General features: G+C 41.3%; 16 protein-coding genes and 1 tRNA gene. 3 read left to right on the top strand and 14 right to left on the bottom strand.

All coding sequences use genetic code 11. From position 1 onward, the window contains the following. Positions 1-29 precede the first annotated feature (29 nt). Together FTD44_RS04270 and FTD44_RS04275 are read right to left on the bottom strand one after the other, a co-directional pair. A complete protein-coding gene (locus FTD44_RS04270) occupies positions 30-959 on the bottom strand; it encodes a class I SAM-dependent methyltransferase (RefSeq protein ID WP_222165310.1) in 930 nt (309 codons plus the stop codon). A 5-nt stretch (positions 960-964) separates the two neighbouring features. Continuing rightward, positions 965-1,732, bottom strand: coding sequence for a phosphosulfolactate synthase (locus FTD44_RS04275; RefSeq protein ID WP_246625325.1), 768 nt, complete (start codon positions 1,730-1,732; stop codon positions 965-967). A 110-nt stretch (positions 1,733-1,842) separates the two neighbouring features. Here FTD44_RS04275 and FTD44_RS04280 point away from each other — a divergent pair, with 110 nt between their 5' ends. The 3 genes from FTD44_RS04280 to FTD44_RS04290 all read left to right on the top strand — a co-directional run bounded on the left by FTD44_RS04280 (position 1,843) and on the right by FTD44_RS04290 (position 4,338). Continuing rightward, positions 1,843-3,132: a M16 family metallopeptidase gene (locus FTD44_RS04280; protein ID WP_222165311.1), complete on the top strand. Its 1,290-nt coding sequence runs from the start codon at positions 1,843-1,845 to the stop codon at positions 3,130-3,132. 146 nt (positions 3,133-3,278) lie between these two features. Continuing rightward, positions 3,279-3,360: transfer RNA gene (locus tag FTD44_RS04285), tRNA-Leu, on the top strand. A gap of 300 nt (positions 3,361-3,660) precedes the next feature. Beyond that, positions 3,661-4,338 (top strand): site-specific integrase, encoded by a 678-nt coding sequence (locus FTD44_RS04290; RefSeq protein ID WP_222165312.1) that lies wholly within the window; start codon positions 3,661-3,663, stop codon positions 4,336-4,338. Between the two features lie 506 nt (positions 4,339-4,844). Here the strand turns inward: FTD44_RS04290 and mcrC are convergent. The 12 genes from mcrC to FTD44_RS04350 all read right to left on the bottom strand — a co-directional run bounded on the left by mcrC (position 4,845) and on the right by FTD44_RS04350 (position 19,921). Next, positions 4,845-5,885, bottom strand: a complete 1,041-nt coding sequence (mcrC, locus tag FTD44_RS04295; protein WP_222165313.1) for a 5-methylcytosine-specific restriction endonuclease system specificity protein McrC — start codon at positions 5,883-5,885, stop codon at positions 4,845-4,847. A gap of 3 nt (positions 5,886-5,888) precedes the next feature. Continuing rightward, entirely contained in the window at positions 5,889-8,519 is a 2,631-nt protein-coding gene (locus FTD44_RS04300) for an AAA family ATPase (RefSeq protein ID WP_222165314.1), read from the bottom strand. A 67-nt stretch (positions 8,520-8,586) separates the two neighbouring features. Beyond that, positions 8,587-9,282: a M48 family metallopeptidase gene (locus tag FTD44_RS04305; RefSeq protein WP_222165315.1), complete on the bottom strand. Its 696-nt coding sequence runs from the start codon at positions 9,280-9,282 to the stop codon at positions 8,587-8,589. Continuing rightward, positions 9,282-12,509 (bottom strand): type I restriction endonuclease subunit R, encoded by a 3,228-nt coding sequence (locus FTD44_RS04310; RefSeq protein ID WP_222165316.1) that lies wholly within the window; start codon positions 12,507-12,509, stop codon positions 9,282-9,284. The genes FTD44_RS04305 and FTD44_RS04310 overlap by 1 nt, the downstream gene beginning before the upstream one ends. Before the next feature lie 178 nt (positions 12,510-12,687). Beyond that, entirely contained in the window at positions 12,688-13,227 is a 540-nt protein-coding gene (locus FTD44_RS04315) for a Fic family protein (RefSeq protein WP_222165317.1), read from the bottom strand. 2 nt (positions 13,228-13,229) lie between these two features. Continuing rightward, on the bottom strand, positions 13,230-13,763 hold the full coding sequence (locus FTD44_RS04320; protein ID WP_222165318.1) for a Fic/DOC family N-terminal domain-containing protein: 534 nt from the start codon (positions 13,761-13,763) through the stop codon (positions 13,230-13,232). 18 nt (positions 13,764-13,781) lie between these two features. Further along, positions 13,782-14,846: a serine/threonine-protein kinase gene (locus FTD44_RS04325; RefSeq protein WP_222165319.1), complete on the bottom strand. Its 1,065-nt coding sequence runs from the start codon at positions 14,844-14,846 to the stop codon at positions 13,782-13,784. Beyond that, on the bottom strand, positions 14,846-15,301 hold the full coding sequence (locus tag FTD44_RS04330) for a hypothetical protein (RefSeq protein WP_222165320.1): 456 nt from the start codon (positions 15,299-15,301) through the stop codon (positions 14,846-14,848). The genes FTD44_RS04325 and FTD44_RS04330 overlap by 1 nt, the downstream gene beginning before the upstream one ends. Position 15,302: 1 nt before the next feature. Next, entirely contained in the window at positions 15,303-16,490 is a 1,188-nt protein-coding gene (locus FTD44_RS04335; protein ID WP_222165321.1) for a restriction endonuclease subunit S, read from the bottom strand. After that, positions 16,487-18,046, bottom strand: a complete 1,560-nt coding sequence (locus tag FTD44_RS04340) for a type I restriction-modification system subunit M (protein WP_246625326.1) — start codon at positions 18,044-18,046, stop codon at positions 16,487-16,489. Before FTD44_RS04340 ends, FTD44_RS04335 begins: the two co-directional genes overlap by 4 nt. A gap of 2 nt (positions 18,047-18,048) precedes the next feature. Continuing rightward, positions 18,049-18,609 (bottom strand): restriction endonuclease subunit S, encoded by a 561-nt coding sequence (locus FTD44_RS04345; RefSeq protein ID WP_222165322.1) that lies wholly within the window; start codon positions 18,607-18,609, stop codon positions 18,049-18,051. A gap of 385 nt (positions 18,610-18,994) precedes the next feature. Continuing rightward, complete coding sequence (locus FTD44_RS04350) at positions 18,995-19,921, bottom strand: ClpXP adapter SpxH family protein (RefSeq protein ID WP_222165323.1); 927 nt, start codon at positions 19,919-19,921, stop codon at positions 18,995-18,997. Positions 19,922-20,016 lie beyond the last annotated feature (95 nt).

The raw sequence follows: 20,016 nt of genomic DNA on the forward strand, positions 1-20,016 counted from the left end.
AAATATTAGTTAATTTCTTGTTTGAAATATTAGTAAACAATCTTATAACTATGGTGAATATTCTTATTCCTGAAATCCTCAGGAATCGTCTTGGGGCTTATCTCTACAGCGTTGCTCACCTTCAGACGACTAAAGTCCGGAACAAAATTTCGGAAGTTATTGGAGAAGTAAATCACGCCTCCCTTTTTCACATGTTTCAACAGTAAATGTAACATCGTTGTATGGTCGCGCTGGGTATCCCAGGTTCCCTTCATCCGCTTACTGTTACTGAAGCTCGGCGGGTCTACAATAACCAGGTCATACAAGGTCGTCGGCTCTTGTTTAAGGAAGTCCATTACATCGCTTTGTATAAACTGCTCTTCTGCTACCGGAAAGCCATTGAGTACAAAGTTATCTTTAGCCCAATTCAGGTATGTATGCGATAAATCCACGGTAGTCACAGATGCCGCACCAGCAGCCTGCGCATATACCGAAAATGATCCGGTGTAGGCAAACAGATTCAGCACATGCTTGTCCTTCGCCTCTGTAAGAAAGATCTGACGCAAGGGACGATGATCCAGGAACAAGCCCGTATCGAGGTAGTCCGTAAGGTTCACCCAAAACTTAAGCCCGCTCTCTTCTACCACGATCTTTTTTTGCGCCATAGCCACTTTCTCATACTGCTCTGTACGTCGGGAAAGTACCTTACGCTCTTTCAGAAAGATATGGTCTTCCGGCACATTCAGTTGCTGAGCCACTGTAGCCACAGCATCTTTAAGCCATTCTTCATGTTCCTCTTCACTCATCTTATGCCGGTATACATATTCTGATATATGTATATAATCTTCATAATGATCTACACAAAAAGGGAACTCCGGTATATCATGGTCGTAAATGCGATAACAGGTAATACCCTGTCTTTTCGCCCACTTCGCAATATGCCGGGTATTTTTCTGTAGCCGGTTGGCAAATGCTTCCATTCGCCTTACTTATCTAAGAACATGGTGAATGAATCTCCTCTTAAACCGATACGCATTGCCTCCAGAGGAATCACTTCATTTGGAGCAATGTTACCCAGGTTTACATTACAGCCCAGTAACTGCAGGAAGTATACCTGTTGTGCCTTCTGCGGAGCTTCCCACAATATTCTCTCGGCAGGAATTTTGGTCAGGATCTCCTGTACCAGCCCTTCTCTTACCTCTCCCGAACCACGATAGATACCGATGTTACCGGCTTCACGCGCCTCTGCGATTACACGAGAAGAACCTGCTTTCAGTTCAGCATCCATTTGCTCAATCCATTTGTATGGCGGCATTACATTAGATGCATCCTTACTGCCGACTTCAGAAAAAACAGTGAACCCTTCTCCGGCCAGGCGGGAGATATATGCACATTTTTCTTCATGTGGTATAGATACCGACCCGTCAGAAACCTCAACATATTGTACTCCGTAATCTTTCAGTGCTTTAATATAATCATCCACCTGGTTACGCACCAGAAAGGCTTCAAATAAAGTACCTCCGAAGTAAACGGGAATATTATGCTGACTATATACTTGTAATTTCTCTTTCAGATTAGGAGTTACCACTGCCGTGCCAAATCCCAGTTTCACAACATCCACATGCGGTTTCGCAATAGAAAGGAAGTGTTCTACTTCCGGGATGCTCAGGCCTTTATCCATGACCATGGTAATACCGTTTTGTCTTGGGGCAACTGTACGCTCCGGAAGCTGGGTTAAATTAAAGTTGATCATTCGCTGTTGTTTATTCGTGCAAAAATACACATCTTTTACAAAAACAGTCACACGCGCGTACCTTTCACGTTTTTATAACGCGAAGTGATTAATCCCCTATTTTTGCAACTATGTTAAACAGAACAATTCCCCCCGCTATACATGATGCCATCAGCTTTAATTTTGAATTAAAGCCCTGCCAGCTTACCCGCTGCCTCAACCAGATCCCGGTGTACTGGCTGCAGGGTGGCACGCAGGAAGTTGTTGAGGTGTCCTGGGTATTTAAAGCCGGTATCTGGCAGGAGCCACAAACCGCTGTGGCACAGGCTACAGCTGCATTATTAAAAAATGGCACTGCTCATAAGTCTGCATACCGGTTAAACGAAGCCATCGAGTATTACGGCGCTTCTCTGAAGACCTCTGCCAATAATGATTTTGCTTCCGTAACCTTGCATGCACTCAGCAAACACCTGCCGATGCTGCTTCCGGTCGTAAGAGAGATTATCGCAGAAGCCATTTTCCCTGAAGAAGAGGTAAATATATATAAGCAGAATGCATTGCAGCGACTGGCCGTAAATTTGCGCCAATGTGATTTTGTAGCCAATCGTCATATAGATGCATTTGTATTCGGCAGACAACACCCCTATGGGCGTTTTACCGAACAGGAAAATGTTGAGGCATTAAGTTCTGCAGTACTGAACGATTTTCACAAACGCTTTTACACTGCTGCAAACTGTACGATATTCATGTCCGGCAATTTCGATGAGAGTAACCTGGAGCTGATTAAGGACAATTTCGGAAAAGACCAGTGGAATGCACAGCCTGGTGCTGAAGTAAGTATCCCTGTATACACAAAAATGCCCGATCCGCAGCTGAAACACCGCATCAACAATGACCCTAACGGCGTACAGGGTGCAGTGCGCATTGCCCGTCCGTTTATCCATCGTACCGATCCCAAATTTGCAGAAGCGCTGGTGATGAATACCGTATTCGGCGGCTATTTCGGTTCGCACCTGATGGCTAATATCCGCGAGGACAAAGGATTTACCTATGGTATTTACAGCAGCCTGATCAGCTATCAGCAGGAAGCGATGATGATGATTGCCACAGAAGCGGGCAAAGAAGTATGTGAGCAAACAGTTGCTGAAGTATACAAAGAGATGAAGATGATGCAGGAGCAGCCGATCGATGCAGAAGAATTACTACTGATCAAGAATTACCTGCTGGGCGGCATTCTCGGCGATCTGGAAGGGCCATTCTCCATTATGCAGCGCTGGAAAAACCTGATCCTGAACGATCAGACAATAGACGACTTCCATAGAAACATCAGCATATACAAAGGTATTACCGCTGAACGCATACAGGAACTGGCTACAGAATACCTCAACCCGGAGCAATTTTACGAGCTGATTGTCGTATAACTTTATTCATAAACTATTACTAAAAGCCTCTACCACAGAGGCTTTTAGTATTTTAAAGAGACGAAAACAAAAGTTTTTTCAGAAAAAATTAATCTTAACTTTTGGTAGATTAAAAAACTTATGTACCTTTGCAATCCAATCAAGGAGCCCAGGTGGCGAAATTGGTAGACGCACCGTCTTCAGGTGGCGGCGCCGTAAGGTGTGATGGTTCGAATCCATTCCTGGGCACTTTATAATGCGCTGATAATTAATAAGTTATCGGCGCATTTTTCTTTTTTAATATTCTTACTTCTTTGGTAACGAATGATTTACGCTGCCTTTTTTTAGGCACAATTTGGGCACATACCGGGCGCTTAAATGGCACATTATAATGCCTTGTTTTCAGCTTCGAAAAATCGTAATTTTGTATTACCGCTGTGGTCTTGAATTTATCTCATTATTGATTCTCCTTTGGACGCCCCCTGAATAATTACCAAGTTAACTTTACTTCAATCCCTTTACGTACTTATTGACACATCCCTACAGCAGATGAACGTTGTTTTAACACCTAGGATATCACATGACCGGCAGAAGATATATTATTCTATGGAGTGGGGTAAAAGTGCCGGAAAGCGTGTATCTACGGGCATTTTTACTTATGCAATGCCGATAGGCCCTGTTCAGGAAGATTTTAACAAAAGAGCACTCGAGCTTTTAGAAGCGAGGCGCTTAGAAATATTGATGGATCTCTTCGACAATAAGAATAATCTAACCAGCAGAAAATATGAACACAATTTTCTGATTTATTATGGCCAGTATGTCAAGCGGAATAAGGTAGCGGGTAACCGTCACCTGGAATGCAGCTATAGCCAATTCAAAAAGTTTATTAATACCAAATATATTTCTCCCAGGGATATTACCGAAGAGCTTTCATTTAATTTCCGAAGATTTTTATTGAATCACTTCAATGGTGAAACGCCCGCCAATTATTTTTCCCGGTTCAAACAGGTATTAAAGGCGGCCTCGAAACAAGGATACTTTAAATCAAACCCCGCTCAGGATATCCCGGCAATGTCAAATCGGAATAAGAAACGAAAGAACAATCTGGAGGTAGGGGATTATTTAAAGCTGTTGCAGACTCCGATCACCAATGAAGAAGTGAGGGATGCGTTTGTTTTTTGTTGCTACACGGGACTGAGATGGTGCGACGTCTATTCCCTCACCTAGGATAATATTAAAGCGGATTGTATAGCATTGATGCTAACACAGCGGAAAACCAGAGTTGAATATTATGTTACGCTCCATGAGACCGCAAAACAAATATTGGATAAGCGAAGGAAGCGTATATTGGACTCTAATAGCTCCGTTAAGGTATTCCGACTGCCTACTGCCAATGGTTGCAACAAGGTTTTAAGTGAATGGTGTACAGTAGCGTCAATTGATCAACACATCACCTGGAGTTGTGCAAGGTTGAGTTTTAGTATTTTACTCCAGGATGCCAATGTGGACGCTGCGACCGTTGCATTATTACTAGGTCACACAACAACAAAATATGTCTATGAAGTTTACAAACGTTTTCGGCCACACAATTTTTTAGAAGCAGTTAGGAAATTGCCTGTTTGAAAATTTAGAAGGAGACGCAAAAGTAAGTCAAACAATCGGAGATGTCTGTATTTGTGTTCATGATGATAAATAAATCAATGCTAGACTAATTTTGATTAGTTCAATCATAGTTAATCTGACCAGATAATACTTTTCAACCGGGATGATATGTTTCTCCAGTTTGTATTCAGATTGATTGTCCTAATCTGAATTTTATGTCCCTGATAGCAAAAGTTCAAATCATACTCCTTATCAACTGTTGGGTAAAGTAAAATGCCAGTTGCATTTTGGGTTTTTATACTATCACTATGTTGATTTAAAAGATAACTGAATAGCTGGTAAAGGTTCGCTGATCTGATTTTCTCTTTATCATAGTTTACAGCCATGGCTTCGCGGTAGAACTTGGCATCGATAATTATTTTTTCCTCTTCATTCTCTAAAGTTATATCTGTTTCCATTTGCGGCAGATATTGGTAACTCGTATTTTCTGTACAATTGAATAGCCATTCAATTATTTCTTTTTTTACCGTTTTATATTTCGTCTGTTCTTTTTTGTAGAAATTTCGAATAAATGCTTCAAAGAGTTGATTCATTTTTTTGTCATCTCTCGTAAAGTCTGAAAACTTATATTTGCCGGGGTCTTCAGAAGGGAATGTGCTTTCGTAAATTATTTGACAAACATTCATTACAAAACCATAGAACCAGTTATTTCTGTTTAGTCTGACTTGTTTGAAAAGTGAATTCGAAATTTCAATCAGCTCTATACCTGATAGCCTCCTTTGCAATCCCGCTAATTCATTTTTCAAACTTTTATCAAGTCCTACTGTTCTTGTAAGCCTGTAAATTGTAGCAACCAAAATCCTGTTTGTAACAATGTTGGCGGAGAAACTATCAAATGTGCAAATAGTTTTTTGCTTGAACAGCAGATTTCTTTTTAGTGTCTGACTAATTTGAATTTTGCCTTTTATTCCAGGCATTTCTTCGGTATAATCAATATAGTTTTTATCAATGCCTCTTTTTAAAAGCGTTTTTGTTGCATTGATTAAAACCTTTGCAAACAAATCAAGTAATTCGATCTTATCATCTATCGAAACATTTACCCGCTCCTTTTCGTCCAGTTTGTTCCAGGCATAGCATAGTAGGTAGTAAATATTTTCTATCGGTATCTGCATCTCTTATCTTGATAGGTGTTTTAATATTTCGGTGACTTTTGCAGCGTCGTCAAACCAGATTTCTTCCAATAGCGGCTTTAATTCAAAACTTACAATCTCCTGCCACCAATTGTTTTCATCTTCTCCGGAAACGAATGAACAGAAGTAGCTGTGCCCGATTTGAAAGCCTTCACCCAGGTTCATATCTTCCCTTATTTTGTCATTTAATTTTGTAACGGATGAACAAATGTGATCAACCATAGTTGTGGTTAACCCCTTTGTTACCAGGAAGGAACGAAAATTGTCACCATATTCCGGCTGGAGCGTTACAAAAGCAAACCGTCTTCTTAATGCATAATCAACAATTGCCAATGAACGGTCAGCAGTGTTCATCGTCCCTATGATGTATAAATTGTCAGGGACATAGAACCTATCTTCTTCGTCTTCTGCGTATGTTAATTTCAAGGCAAACCTTTCCTCTCTTTTATCTGCTTCGATAAGCATCATCAGCTCGCCAAATATTTTACTTAAATTTCCACGGTTTATTTCGTCAATGATAAAGAAGAAAGGTCTGTCGGGGTGTGCTAGTGCTCTTTGGCAAAATGAATAAAAAATGCCATCCTTTAGATCAATGCCACCCTTAAGCGTTGGTCTTAATCCCTGCACAAAGTCTTCGTAGCTGTAAGACTGATGAAATTGTACCATCTCTATGTTTGCATCTTTTACTTCCTGCATTATTTCATAAGCCAGCTTGCGGGCTATGAAAGTTTTACCAACCCCAGGAGGGCCTTGTAAAATAATATTCTTTTTCCTCTTTAATAAAGCAACTGTTCGGAGGAAGTCAACTTCACTGATGAATGGCTTATCGTTATCTTCCTTGAATTTATATTTTTTTACATTACTGCTTTGAAGTAATCTCTCGGTGATGATATTTTTATTATCAACAACCTCCCGGATAATATCGTATTCTTCTTCTGTGAGTCTGAATAAACTTCCCTGGTTATTGATAAACACTTCGCAATGCTGTAAAGCGGGATTATTTTTAAGGTCATTCCAATGAATCGGGATTTCCAGCCTTTCAACCAATTCAAACTCTATTTCTTCACCTTTCTCAGTAGTATGGATACCTTTGGTAACTTCATAAATGGCTTTTATTTGTTTTGTCGGAGAACTTTCATAGCCTATGATTAAGTCACCCGGTTTGGCCTCTTCAAAATATCTGTAGATTCTTCTTTTATTGCCTTTTTCGTTGTGCGTTGTATAAGTCTGTCTTTGGCCCTCAGCATGATCATTGATGCTCCAGATTTTTGGATTGGCATTAAGCCACCAAAAATTTAATGGTGCCATTTCTTCTTCTGATTGCAATTCCAGGTCTTCAACAGGTAATGAAGCTGTTGGCGTTCTGACAGGCTCTGCATTGTATTTTAAATTGTGCTGCTCAAAGATTGGGACTAATTCGGGATACATCCTGGTGTACTCATTTAAAAGAAATTCCCAAACTCTGGTAGGGCTGAAGGTGTCGGGTCTGAAAAGCGTTTTGTAGCTTTTTAATATACCCGATTTATACTGGTAGACTTTATCTGTTATCCAATTTACTTTTCGGTGGTGGTTATAATCATTGGTATCTTTATCATAGTAATAGTCGCCTTCAATTATTCCAATTCCGATACAGGCATTAACGCCCTTGGTAGCGAATACAACGTCTCCAATGTTTGCAGTTTTAAAAAGCCAAAGATTCCAGGTTTGGTTTGATTGACTGTCACTTGTTAAACCTGCAGCTTCATTTATTGCTTCAATTGATTGAAAAGCTGAAATGTCTCCAAGGTTAAAACCGCTGTAATTTATTGCTGCTATTCCTTCCCCATGAAATCTGTTCCACTCGGAAGCCTGGCTTCCGGGCGCAAATTTGAAATAGTTGCGGCTTTCTTTATTGAGCTTTAGGATTTCATTCTTTAGTTCTTTTAAATAAGTCAATGCTTCTTCATAAGCATTAACCTGCTTTAAAAGGTTCTCCTTTGCCTCTTTAAGCGAATGCCCGGCAACTCTACCCGCTTCCGGATGGGCACTAAGACGTATGAAAAATTGATACGACTCTTTGTGTGAGTATTTATGAATGGGAAATAACGCCAACCAACACCAATCACTTCCGAAATTTGATGGCCCGTAGAAGTCGACCCAATGATAATCATAGTCCGGAACGCTCAAATCCTGGCTAAGCTGTTTGCACATTTGTTCCAGGTATAGCTTTGTTGTATCCTTAACAATCCCCCGGTAAAAGAAAGTATGAAATATCCCCCAGAGCTTTTGCCAGTTGGCAAACATATCTCTTTTGCCTAACTCATAATTTTCAAGTTGTTGTAAATAATCTTTGGATAAACCTGCAAAATAACTTTTGTCTTTTCGTCTGATATATTCTTTTACTTCTTCAATCAGTTGTGCCGTTACTACTGTTCCACTGGATAAAAGTCTTGCTATTTCGGCTCTTAAGAGATTAACCGGCTGGAACTTATTTTCAGGATTCCCATATTCCGCGTAAATCTCATCAATGACACTTTGGGGTAAATTGTTTATTGCATCGATCAGCAAACTTTGATTATTGGAATAAGATTCGTATTGTTTTGCCAGCTCAGCTATATATTGAAATTGTGCGTTCATATTCATTGTTTTTTGGGCTTTGTAATTGTCGTCGCGGAAATTACGTTAAGTCTATCTTTTTTCACTTTTAGGCCAGTAATTTTTCTAATTTCATTTTCCACCTTTCCCAGTCTTTCATTTCCTTGGTTTGCAGGTCTATAAATTTCTGCGTATGGTCGTGGTGAATTAAATGACAAAGCTCGTGAATGATCACGTATTCAATGCAGCCTTTTGGTGCTTTAATCAATTCAGGATTTAAAATGATTTTACCTGTAGGGGTACAACTGCCCCAGCGAGTAGGCATGCTGCGTAATACGATGGAGCCGGGTGCTACTTTGTACTTCCTGAACTTGTCTATAAGGGGTGTGGCAATTGCATGAAATTTTGAGGTTGCATGCTGCAAATACCAATCCTGCAACAGGCTTTTTGCTCTTGACTTTTCTTTTGCGGTTACCTCAATAAATTTACCACGTAATTTAACGGATTCTTGTTCTCCGATTTGCACCAGCAACCTGTATTGCCGGCCGAGGTAAAGGTGTGTTTCACCGCTTATATATTTCCGCTTGGGTGTTTTTGGTTGGAAAGAAAGAAAGAAGCTCTGTTGTTTAATAATCCAGGGCGCTTTCTTTTTAATCTTTTCCTTTACCTTTTCGACTGAGGTGGCCAAAGGCGCTTTTACCAAAACCTCCATCTCCGGTGTTACAGTAATACCAAGTGATTTCCTGTCTGAATATTCCAAGCGAAAGCCAATGGTCCTGCTTCCGAATTGTATTGCCTCTATCATTACCTGTAACGAATTTTTGCTACTTCAATACAATCATCTGCAATTTTGTCCATTTCTCTGAAAGATAGATCCACATGGTATTTGTCCCTTACTTCATCAATCAGGTAATCTCCAATTTCTATAAGCAGTTTACCTGTAATATTGGTTTTGAACTGCCAATCGATTATAGGTCTGCCGTTATCTAAAACAGATTGTTGTATCAGCTCGTCGATTTGTAAAGCTGTTTGCATGGCCACCTGCTTACAAATTTGGTTATCCTGTATTTTCCCGGATAGGGCTTCTGCAGTCAGGCCATAAAAAGCTTTCGTGATATCCCTGTTCTTTAACTGCTCCGGGATGTCGTTATCTGTATGCGACAATACGTTGTTCATGATGTGCTGTACCCTGGTCAGGTATTGTGCTTCGCTGATCCTTTTCGCCTCATAGTCCGCAATGGCTTCTCTCAGCAGTTGGGAAAACTTTTTGTAGAATGCAGGGTCTTCGTCCATCTTTTCCGTAATATGCTTTGCCGTGCGGCTGGCTATCTTATCTGCTTTGGCCGCTTTTCCGACGGTATTCTCTACTTCCTGCTGAAATTTATCCTTTTCAAAAATGTTCACCAGCTCGGTAATGGTTTCAATACGCTCCGTGGTGATATGGGTGTCAATCAGTTTTTGAATTTGTCCTTCATACTGTTTATAGTCTATTACATCGCTGTATCTTTCCATTACAGCCAACCGCAGCTTCAGGAACATCGCTACATCTTCTTTATAGCGGTTAATTGTTTTCTCTTCTGTGTCTTTATGAAACTGGATAGATGATAGCGCCAGCTTCAGGCTCCTGGCAAAGGCGGCCAGTTTACCGTAAAACAAAACGCGCAGGGCCTCGTCTTTCAATAGCTGCTGGTAAGCTTCGGCATCCCGCTTATTGCTAATTGTTTTAAAAATATCCCAGAGCTCTGCATGCTTTTGTGGCAGCTTCTTGATTTCATCGGCAATATTGGTGAGCGCTCCGGCAAGATCTTCTTCATCAAAATCCTCAAAGGAAGAATACATTTGCAAAGCATCATCCAGGTTTTCGATCACCCCATAATAGTCTATGATATAGCCAAACTCTTTATCAGGATATACGCGGTTTACTCTTGCTATGGCTTGTAGGAGCTTATGGCCCTGCAGGTTCCTGGTCAGGTATAAAATGGTGTTTTTGGGCTCATCAAATCCGGTAAGCAGCTTATCCACCACAATAATGATCTCGGGGTCTTTTTGATTTTTAAAGCGGCTGATAAGGTTCTTTTCGTAGTTCCTGGAATTGCCATGCTCGGCCATCATCCGTTGCCAGAACTGGTTTACTTTTTCAGGCGATTTAGCATAGGCGCTGTCTTCCCCTTCGCGCTCATCAATGGGCGATATCAATACCTCACTGCTTACAATGCCGATTTCGTCCAAGTACTCTTTGTACTTAATGGCATTTATTTTCTTATCGCAAACTAACTGGGCTTTGAAGGGAGTTCTGCCTTGCCAGTTGTCGCGAAAGTGATAGCTGATGTCCCAGGCTATCATGCGCATTTTTTGTTCGGCCGAATTCAAATGGTCGTAATGGGCAAATTTCTTTTTAATGTCAGCTTTCTGGTATTCTGTCAATGGTTCTGAAACCATCCCGAAAAAGGTATCTATGGGGCTGGCATTTACTTCCTGCAACGCTAAGCGGCCTTCATAAAGCAAAGGGACAACTGCTTTGTCGCTCACGGCCTGGTCGACGGTATAGGCGTCGATGATACCCCCGAATTTTGCCGCGGTGCTTTTGTCTTTTTTGAACAGGGGGGTGCCGGTCATCGCTATAAAGCAGGCATTGGGCAAGGTCTTTTGCATGTCGATATTAAAAATGCCGTGTTGCGTCCGGTGGCCTTCGTCCACCAATACAAAGATGTCGGGACTTTCCAAAGGCCTGGTGATCTTCTTTACTGCTGCCACGAATTTGTTAATGATGGTGGTCACCACTGCATCGCTTTTGCTTTCCAGCAGTTCCACCAACCGCTGGCCTGTAGCAGCATTTTCTACAAATTTGCCACATTTACGAAAGGTGCCGGTAATCTGGTGGTCGAGATCGGTTCGGTCGGTTACCAGTACAATTTTGGGATTGCTGATGCTTGGCTCCATGGCTATTGCCTGTGCCAGCATGACCATCGTCAATGATTTGCCGCTTCCTTGTGTATGCCAGATCACGCCTCCTTTTCTCCTTCCATGTTCCATTTGCTTTATTTGCCGCATTGATTTTTTAATGGCGAAATATTGTTGGTAACGAGCTACTTTCTTTTCTCCGTTGTCAAACAAAACAAAATTGAAAATAAGGTCCATCAATCGTTCGGGCCGGCACAACCCAAACAAATATTCGTCCTGCACCGTAGGCAGGATGTGTTCCTGTTCCAGTGCATCAAAGTATTGACGAACGTATTTGAATCGATCGGAGAATAACTGTTCTTTTTCGATAGTGGAAAGTTGCCGGTTTTTAAGTTCCTGTAATACCGATCTGTATTGCAGTTCTGCTTCAGGGTTCTCCGGTTTTTCCTGCCATTTTGCCCAGAATTTTTCTTTTGTGGCGTTGGTGGCGTATAAGGCATCGTTGCAACTTAAACAAAGTAATAATTGTGCATAAACATACAGGTGCCGGATGCCCTCTTCCTGCTGACTTCTCAATTGCTGGCTTATCGCTTGCTTCAAAGATTCTTTCCTGTCCGGCCTTTTGCACTCGATAATGCAGAGGGGAATACCATTTACAAACAATACCAAATCTGGGCGGTAATGCTCTTTGCTGACGCTGCGCATTACGCTGAATTCTTCCGTTACGTGGAATACATTGTTTCCCATGTTTTTCCAGTCAATGTACTGTAGCGTAAAGCTCTTTTTGTCGCCATCTACATTTTGCTCCAGTGCCTGACCCAGGGTGAGGAGGTTATACGCTTTTTCGCTGGCAGCCATATAACCTTCGTTCATGGGCAGGTGCTTCAATGCCAAAATGCCGCGCTCGATATTTTCATCTGTGAAAATGCCGGTTTTGGTAGTGCTGACGCGGATGCTGTTGATTTCTTTTAACTGCTTCCGCAGTATATCTTCCAACAGCACATGAGTAGTTTTGCCGCCTCTCTGCCTTTCGGCTTCTGCTGGGTTCAGGTACTTATAGCCCAATTTGATCAGCATTTGTAATGCCGGGATCTGGCTGATATGGTCTTCTTTAAAACTAGGAGTTTCCATTAGTTTTTAATTTCGTTTGTTATAAGTATAGAAAAGTGCGTTTTTCTATACACCTTGATTTTGTCATGTATATTTTAGTGTTGCTTTTACACATGAGCCGCTTATCATGGGTAAAAAATGATGTATTTTACTCATGACAAAGCTGTCATGAGTAAATTCTTTCGGTTTGTGCGCCTTATTATAATTTACTGACATTCTGTAAAAGATTGAATAAATCTGTGTTGATGTAATAGTTGTCTTTCCAAATCTTTTGCTTGCTTACTATACCCAATCTGTCAAGTTCATCCAGGTATTTAGCGGCTGTTTTTCTGCTAACTCCGGATTCTTCCATTACAAAGTCAATCTTTGTATAGGGATGGCGGAATAGGTTGTTGATTAAATCCTGGCTGTAAAACTTAGTGTGCTCCCTGATTTTCCTCTTATGCTTTAACATCAGGTTCTTAATTCCTTCAATAACTTTAATGGTTTGCAATGAGGTTTGCTCTACACCCTCAAGGATATAAAGTACCCATTCCTCCCACGCATTTTCAGTTCTTACTTTTTGGAGCAAGCGATAATAATCTGCTTTGTTCTGATTGATATAACGGCTCAGGTAAAGGATAGGCAGATTCAACATGCCTTCTTTTACCAGGTATAGGATGTTAATAATCCTGCCTGTTCTTCCGTTGCCGTCATAAAAAGGGTGGATGCTTTCAAACTGATGATGGATAACGGCCATTTTTACCAATGGGTCCAGTCACAGATTGTATTATCGTTTATGAACTGCTCCAGGTTGTTCATGAAATCCAGCACTTCTTTATGCGATTGAGGAGGTGTGTACACGATCTCGCCTGTCTGTTCATTTTTCAGTTCCGTACCCGGAACTTTTCTAAAGCCAGCATCATTTTCTTCTAATGTGGCCTGCACTTGTATGATATGATTATTGGACACAAATCCTTTTTCTCTTACCGTTTCAAATCCCCAACGCAGTGCTGCCGCATAATTGTGCACTTCCTTGGAGGCAATGGATTTAAACTCCTTTTTGAGATAGTCACCCTGGTACAATTCATCGTGTGTTGTGATGATGTTTTCGATGGCAGAGCTATCTTTCGCTTCCTGTAAGGAAAGTGTATTTATGAGGATACTTTCATTGGGAATACTGAGTGCTGCCCCTTTCATCTCTGCTAGCGCACTGCGTGCAGCAGCTGTTTTTTTCATGACAGCCTTGGTTTCCAAATCGAAACCTAAAGGGAGTAGTGGTATTTGGTATGCCATAATGTATTCTTTTATCTGTTAATTCGCATTTTCAACTACCCAGGCTATAAAGTCATTCCGTAGCTTTTCCATTTGCTTCCCGGTTAATTTCTTTGCCGTAAAGTCGCTCACTTTTGTGCTGTTACCAGAAGCAGTACTCTTTTTACTTGCGTGTATATTAAATAAGTTACCTGGTTTAGCTTCAATTTGAAATTGATAGGAATATTTATTACCAATGCCGACCAGATTAGAGCTTCCATCCGTTGTCCAATAGCCGGGAAAGTGTAACTTCTCCAACTTTCTTCTCATTTCCAGCGCCGATGAATATCTTGAACCTGGATCGATATTTAAAGATCGGTTGATTACCGTTTTTAATCTCGAAGGAACAAATGGCTGATAGCTACCCAGGTCGGGAATTTTACCTTTCCCTTTTTTGTCCTCATAAGTTATTGGTCCGAGCGCAAAGAATTCATTCTTCAAATTGCTGATGCCATTTAATAAACGATAAGCGGTACAGCCAACCTGATATATATCCGAATGGATACTTATAATGGGAGAGCCTCCTGATGTTTCCGGCGCACGGTGTACTTTGTAAGAGTTTTTAGGGGTGACTGGAGAGATGCTTGGCGAAAAGCCGGCAATACCATAATCGGCCAGGACCGCATTCAACTGATCATCCATCAAAATGTTCCCAGGCTTGATGTCATTATGATAAAAGCCACTATTATGCAGATACTCCAAACCGAATAAAATATCCTGCAATACTTTCAAAGCTTGCGGCAGGGGCAAAAAATTATGAGCGTTCAGGTGATTTGTGACAGCCCCATTTTTAAAATACTCCTGTGAAATAAGGGTGTAGGTTTTCCCACCAACAGAAGCTATGTCGGCGTAGTGAATGAGTAGCAAATTTTTGTGATTAAATTTATTGCCAATTCTGGCTTCATCCAATAGCTTAGCAATCGGCTCAAACGAAGGCTCCAATATTTTCAACGCAATTTCTTTGCTGATGGAGTTATCCATGGCATGCCATACCTCACCAAAGTTGCCGCCTAACTTTTTGATTAAGGTAAATTTGTAAATATTATCTCCGGCATTAAAATTCATTACTTCAGATTTTTTATGGCTGCCGCTAAGGCATCTGCCATTTGCGCGTCCCAGTTAGTATTTGTTTTTGCAACTTTTGATTCGACGAAAGAGATGACCTCTTTACTTTTTGTTCCGAGAGCCGTATAGATGTGCGAAGAAAATGCTGTATTGTTTTCAATTGCCACCATAGTGGCTATACAATCCAAAAACATCACCGGACGTACACTGCTATATCTTGTGGGAACGTTTTCGTTTTGCTTGATCGCCATATGGTCAAAGGGACCATACTTGTCAAATATTCTTTTGAACTCACTTTTAACCCAGCTATAAATCTCTGCATCTGCTTTAAGTGATTTAGGCATGTCAATTTTATGCTCACCATTTTGATTGGCGAAAACATAATTGGCCTTATCTCCGTCGAGAACACAGAACCTGATTTTTGTTGGTGAATTTCTAATACCCAGTATTTTCATATCAATCAATTTTTAACCTCACTTTACCCGTCAATAATTGCTGCATCAGTCCTTTCTTCTGTTCCCGCAGCTTATTGTCCTTCGCTTTAAGTAAGCCTATCTCTTTATCGGCCGCCTGCAGCACCTTGGCAATGGCGGTTTGTTCCTTGAGTAATGGAAAATTTACTCTCACTTTATACAGGTTGTCAGGATGAATCCGCTTAGAACCAGTACCTGTCGATATTTTTTCAAGAGATTTGTAAAAGTTCTCCTGACTGAGAAAGAGCAAGAAAAAAATGGGGATTACGCCAGCTTTAAAATCAAAGGATGGAATATCCTGTGAGCTTTCATACGCATCTAAATCTTCTGGAATTATTCCGAAAGCTCCTTTGTGCAAGTTTTGCTTGCCATATATAAATTGCCCTTTTTTTCTTATAAAAAAATATGTGGCATCTTCCGCTTCTGAGCCTCTAAAATCCCTTTTTTCTATCCCTCTTAAATTGAGTTTTACAGTTAATCTTTTGTTTGCATCATTCTCAGTAGATGGAATTTTACTCTCGGAAATAAGATCTCCTATGGCCATCTCTTTCCACTTTCCACCAAATCCCTTCAATCTTTTCTTACCAGTGAGCAATTGCTGCATCAGCCATTTTTTACGTTGTTCTTTTTGAACGATGAGTTGCCCGGTTTTTTGTATGGCCATATCCCAGGTGCCGAGTATAGAGGTTATAGCTTTTTGCTCAGGCAGTGGAGGGAGAGGGCAAAGAATTTTTGACAGGGTATCTTTAGTTAGTTTATATCTTCCCGCACCTTGTCTTGTTAAATGCGGTGTTAGCTCCTTTTGATTGAAATAATAAAAAAACCATTCTGTCAAATTTTCCTCTCCCTGTATAATATGTGCGTGGTTGTTGACATTGAACTTGCCCTCTACAAGGAGTGTCATTGGTAGTTCCTTCCATTTCAAAAAGTGATCTCCATCCTCACCTATTAATGCATACTTACCTTCTATTCGATACTCATTAATATAATCCTGAATTTTCGTAGGGCCATAGTATGGAAAGTTGCCTTTCATTTTAGCCCTCTCTTCTTCACTTATTGGTAATCTCAGGTTATTGCAAATTTTGAATGCTACTCCAACCGGTTTCACATCCCAGTCATTTGGAATTTCTTTATTGTAAAACACCTTAGTATTTTTTGTTCTCGCCATCATTTCGCCAATTGTTTTAAATATTGGTTTATTTCTGTCTGTACCGCGCTCAATTCTTTTTCCAGCTTATCAATCTCTTTTTGTACGGCAGCTATATCCACTTCCGCTTCTTCTTCAAAAGTGTCCACATAGCGGGGTATATTCAGGTTAAAGTCGTTTTCCTGTAGCTCTTCTGCAGTAGCTACATAGCTGTATTTGTCTTCTATTACCCCTGGCTTTAGCTTGCCTGCGGCAAAGTTGCGGTAGGTGTTTACTATGTGCTTAATGTCGTCCGCCCGCAGCTTGTTCTGGTTCTTGGCAGATTCGTATTGCTTGCTGGCATCGATAAACAAAAAGTTGTTGCTGCTTTTTTGCTTGTTGAAAATGAGGATAGCGGCTGGGATACCGGTGCCGAAAAACAGATTAGCGGGCAGGCCGATCACGGCTTCCAGCAGGTTCTCTTCTATGGTACGTTGGCGTATGCGGCCCTCACTGCTGCCCCGGAACAAGACTCCATGCGGCACTACCACACCGGCTTTGCCGTGCTCGTTCAGGGTTTCTATCATATGGCTGATAAAAGCCCAGTCGCCCTTGCTCTTAGGCGGCACGCCCCGCCAAAACCGATTGTATTTATCCGTTTCCGGGTCGTAACTGATGGTGGTTTTGTCGCCGTCCTTATCTTCAACCTTTCCCCATTTATCCAGGGAAAAGGGCGGATTGGCTATCACGGTATCGAACTTCATCAGCATATCGCCTTCCTTGAGCTTGGGGTTGCGGATGGTATCGCCCCAGCGGATGGTAGCGTTATCGAAGCCATGTAAAAACATATTCATCACCGCCAGGGCCCAGGTGCTGCCGTTGGCTTCCTGCCCGTATAACGAGAAATTATCGGAGCCTACTTCTTCACCGGCTTTGATCAACAGCGAAGCCGAACCGCAAGTAGGATCGCAAATACGGGAACCGGGCTTTGATTTGGTGAGCTGGGCCATAAGCGTAGATACTTCTTTGGGGGTAAAGAACTCTCCGGCTTTTTTACCGGCATCGCTGGCAAAATTCTCAATCAAAAACATGTAAGCCCCGCCAATGATGTCCACACCATCCAGGTGCGAGGGGCGAAGGTCCAGCGCGTCTTTGTTGAAATCCAGTAACAGGTTCTTCAACCGGGTGTTTTTGTCTTTAGGTTCGCCCAGCCTGCTGCTGTTGAAGTCTATGTTCTGGAAGATACCGGCCCCGTCTTCACTATACAGTTTTTCACGGTTAGCTTCTTCCAGGTCTGTAAGCGCAATATTGATCAATTCACCAATATTGACATCATTACGGTGGTTGTATAAGTATTTGAAATGACTGTGCTCGGGTACAATAAAACGTTCGTGCTGCATAGCGCGTTTGGCACGTTGGGTATCGTTGTTATACTTTTTAAGGTAGCCCTCCATTTTATCGTCATGTACGTCGCTGAGGTATTTTACGAACAACATAGTGAGTACATAGTCTTTGTAAACACTTGGATCGATGCTTCCCCTGAAGGTGTCGCAGGCTTTCCAAACGGCATCGTTGATATCTTTCTGTGTGATCTTGGTCATTATTAATACTTTATTGCGTTGTTGATTTGTTGTTGAATTTGTTTTTCCCGGAGCGTTTCAATGCCCAGCTTCAGTGCTTTTTCCCGGGTACGAAGCTGGGCGATTTGCAAAATCGCTTTTTGTATTTCGATACCCGGCGCCGTAATTTCCAGGTTTTCCAAAACCTGTTTTGAAATAGAGGGTATGGAACTGCCGATGGCTTGTCCTTTTAAAACCGTTTGTGTTGCAGGGCTGTTGAGGAACCAGGCCAGGTAGGCAGGTAACAGTTTTTTATCTGTTAGTCTTACTACGAAAAAGGAAGTGGAAGCCACCGCCGCCTCATTATGATCTTCAAAAACGGTGGCAAAGTTTTTAGTTCCTTTGGCCGCAAAAAGCACATCTCCCGCTTGCAGCCGATGCTTTTCAGCAATACCTTCAGCTGCCAGGTCAGGGTACAGCTCGGAAAGTAATTGTCCTTGTTCATCAAAATGTTTAGCCTGCAAATACAACACCTCACCCTGGCCTGAAGGTTTGGCAAAAAGTCCGGTCCGGATGCTGGCGATGTCTTTAATTTGCTTTTTCAAAATTTATCCTCTTGTAGTAATTCTACAAAAGTAAACAATTTTTATCAAACATCAATTGTTTTTGTATAAAAATTATTAAGTAGGCAATCTACAAAAAAATATTTTGAATAAACCGGTGAGCATCACAAAATTATTTTTCGTTGATTATAATTTGTTAAGTGCTTAAAAACTCTTAATAAGCACGAAAAAAGGCTTAGCAGATTAATTAATATCTGTGTATCTTTATTATTATTTCGGCAGAAGGTATACTTTGACAAAAATTTAACAAACAAGCGTTGCAAAGCATTGATATCCATAGTGTTTGGAATCCATTCCTGGGCACAAAAGGCTGATCAATCGATCAGCCTTTTCCTTTTTTAATCTATTCCTGATTTCCAGGACCACATTATCTCTTCACCCTCCAGATTGCCCCGTTCTTAATAGCAGCTTTCTCTAAATGCCCTGAAGCAACTAGATCGTCCAGCACTTGCTCACTCTTATCTCTTGGCGTTCCAGACAATTCAGCAAACTCTTTTGCGGTAAGGCTGTGGTATACTGAAAAAAGTGTTTCCCAGTTTTTTGGGTAATCACTTTTCATTACTTTCGGAAGTAGTTTATGGATGGTCGTTTCATAAACAGCATAGGACTTTGTGCCGTACACCATTTCTTTATTGCCCAGGCTATCCGCAAAAAATATAGTCGGAAAACCTCTCACACCATATTGTCTGGCCAACTGCAGATCTTCCTCAAACAGTACAACAGCCCCGTTTTCAAAATCAGTTTTTAACTGTGTTACATTTAAACCCACCTTTTGGGCTGCAGCAGCAATATGCTCCCACTTCGCAATATTCTTCTTCTGCAGGAATACCATCTCTCTTATCTCGCGTAAAAACAGAATGGCCTTTTGTTTGTCCTGCATCTGGGCCGCCTTGAATGCGATAGATGGAGGATAAGAAGAAGCCAAAGGATCTTCAATCCATACATCTCCATCTATAGGCATATCATAGTATACACTTACTTCATCCCAGTGTCCGGCAACGTCAGAAGGCTTGCTTATACCTCCGCTATTATAGCTCCAGTCGGGCAATAAGCCCCCCATCCGGTATTCTATTTCCAGTTGCGCCCCATATTCCAGTTTTAATTTTCTCAACTGCGGTTCTATCCCCCAGCAGGAAGAACAAATAGGATCGGTAAAATAGACCACCTTAACCGGCTTGTCTTTTGACTGAAGATTATTCCCGGCTGAATCTGCTGAACCTGAAAGGGGCATTTCACAAATCCCGGTTTGAGGATCACATAAAAGTGGATTTACACTCTTTGTTTCGTTTATCATACGTTTATCGCTTTTTTGTCCTGCACAACTGGAGAAGGTCCCCAGCAGTACAATTGTTATGCTTAAAATCTGTCTACTGATCATGCAGCGTTCAT

The sequence above is a fragment of the Edaphocola aurantiacus genome, assembly GCF_019797745.1.
In the GTDB taxonomy this organism is placed as follows: Bacteria; Bacteroidota; Bacteroidia; order Chitinophagales; family Chitinophagaceae; genus Edaphocola; species Edaphocola aurantiacus.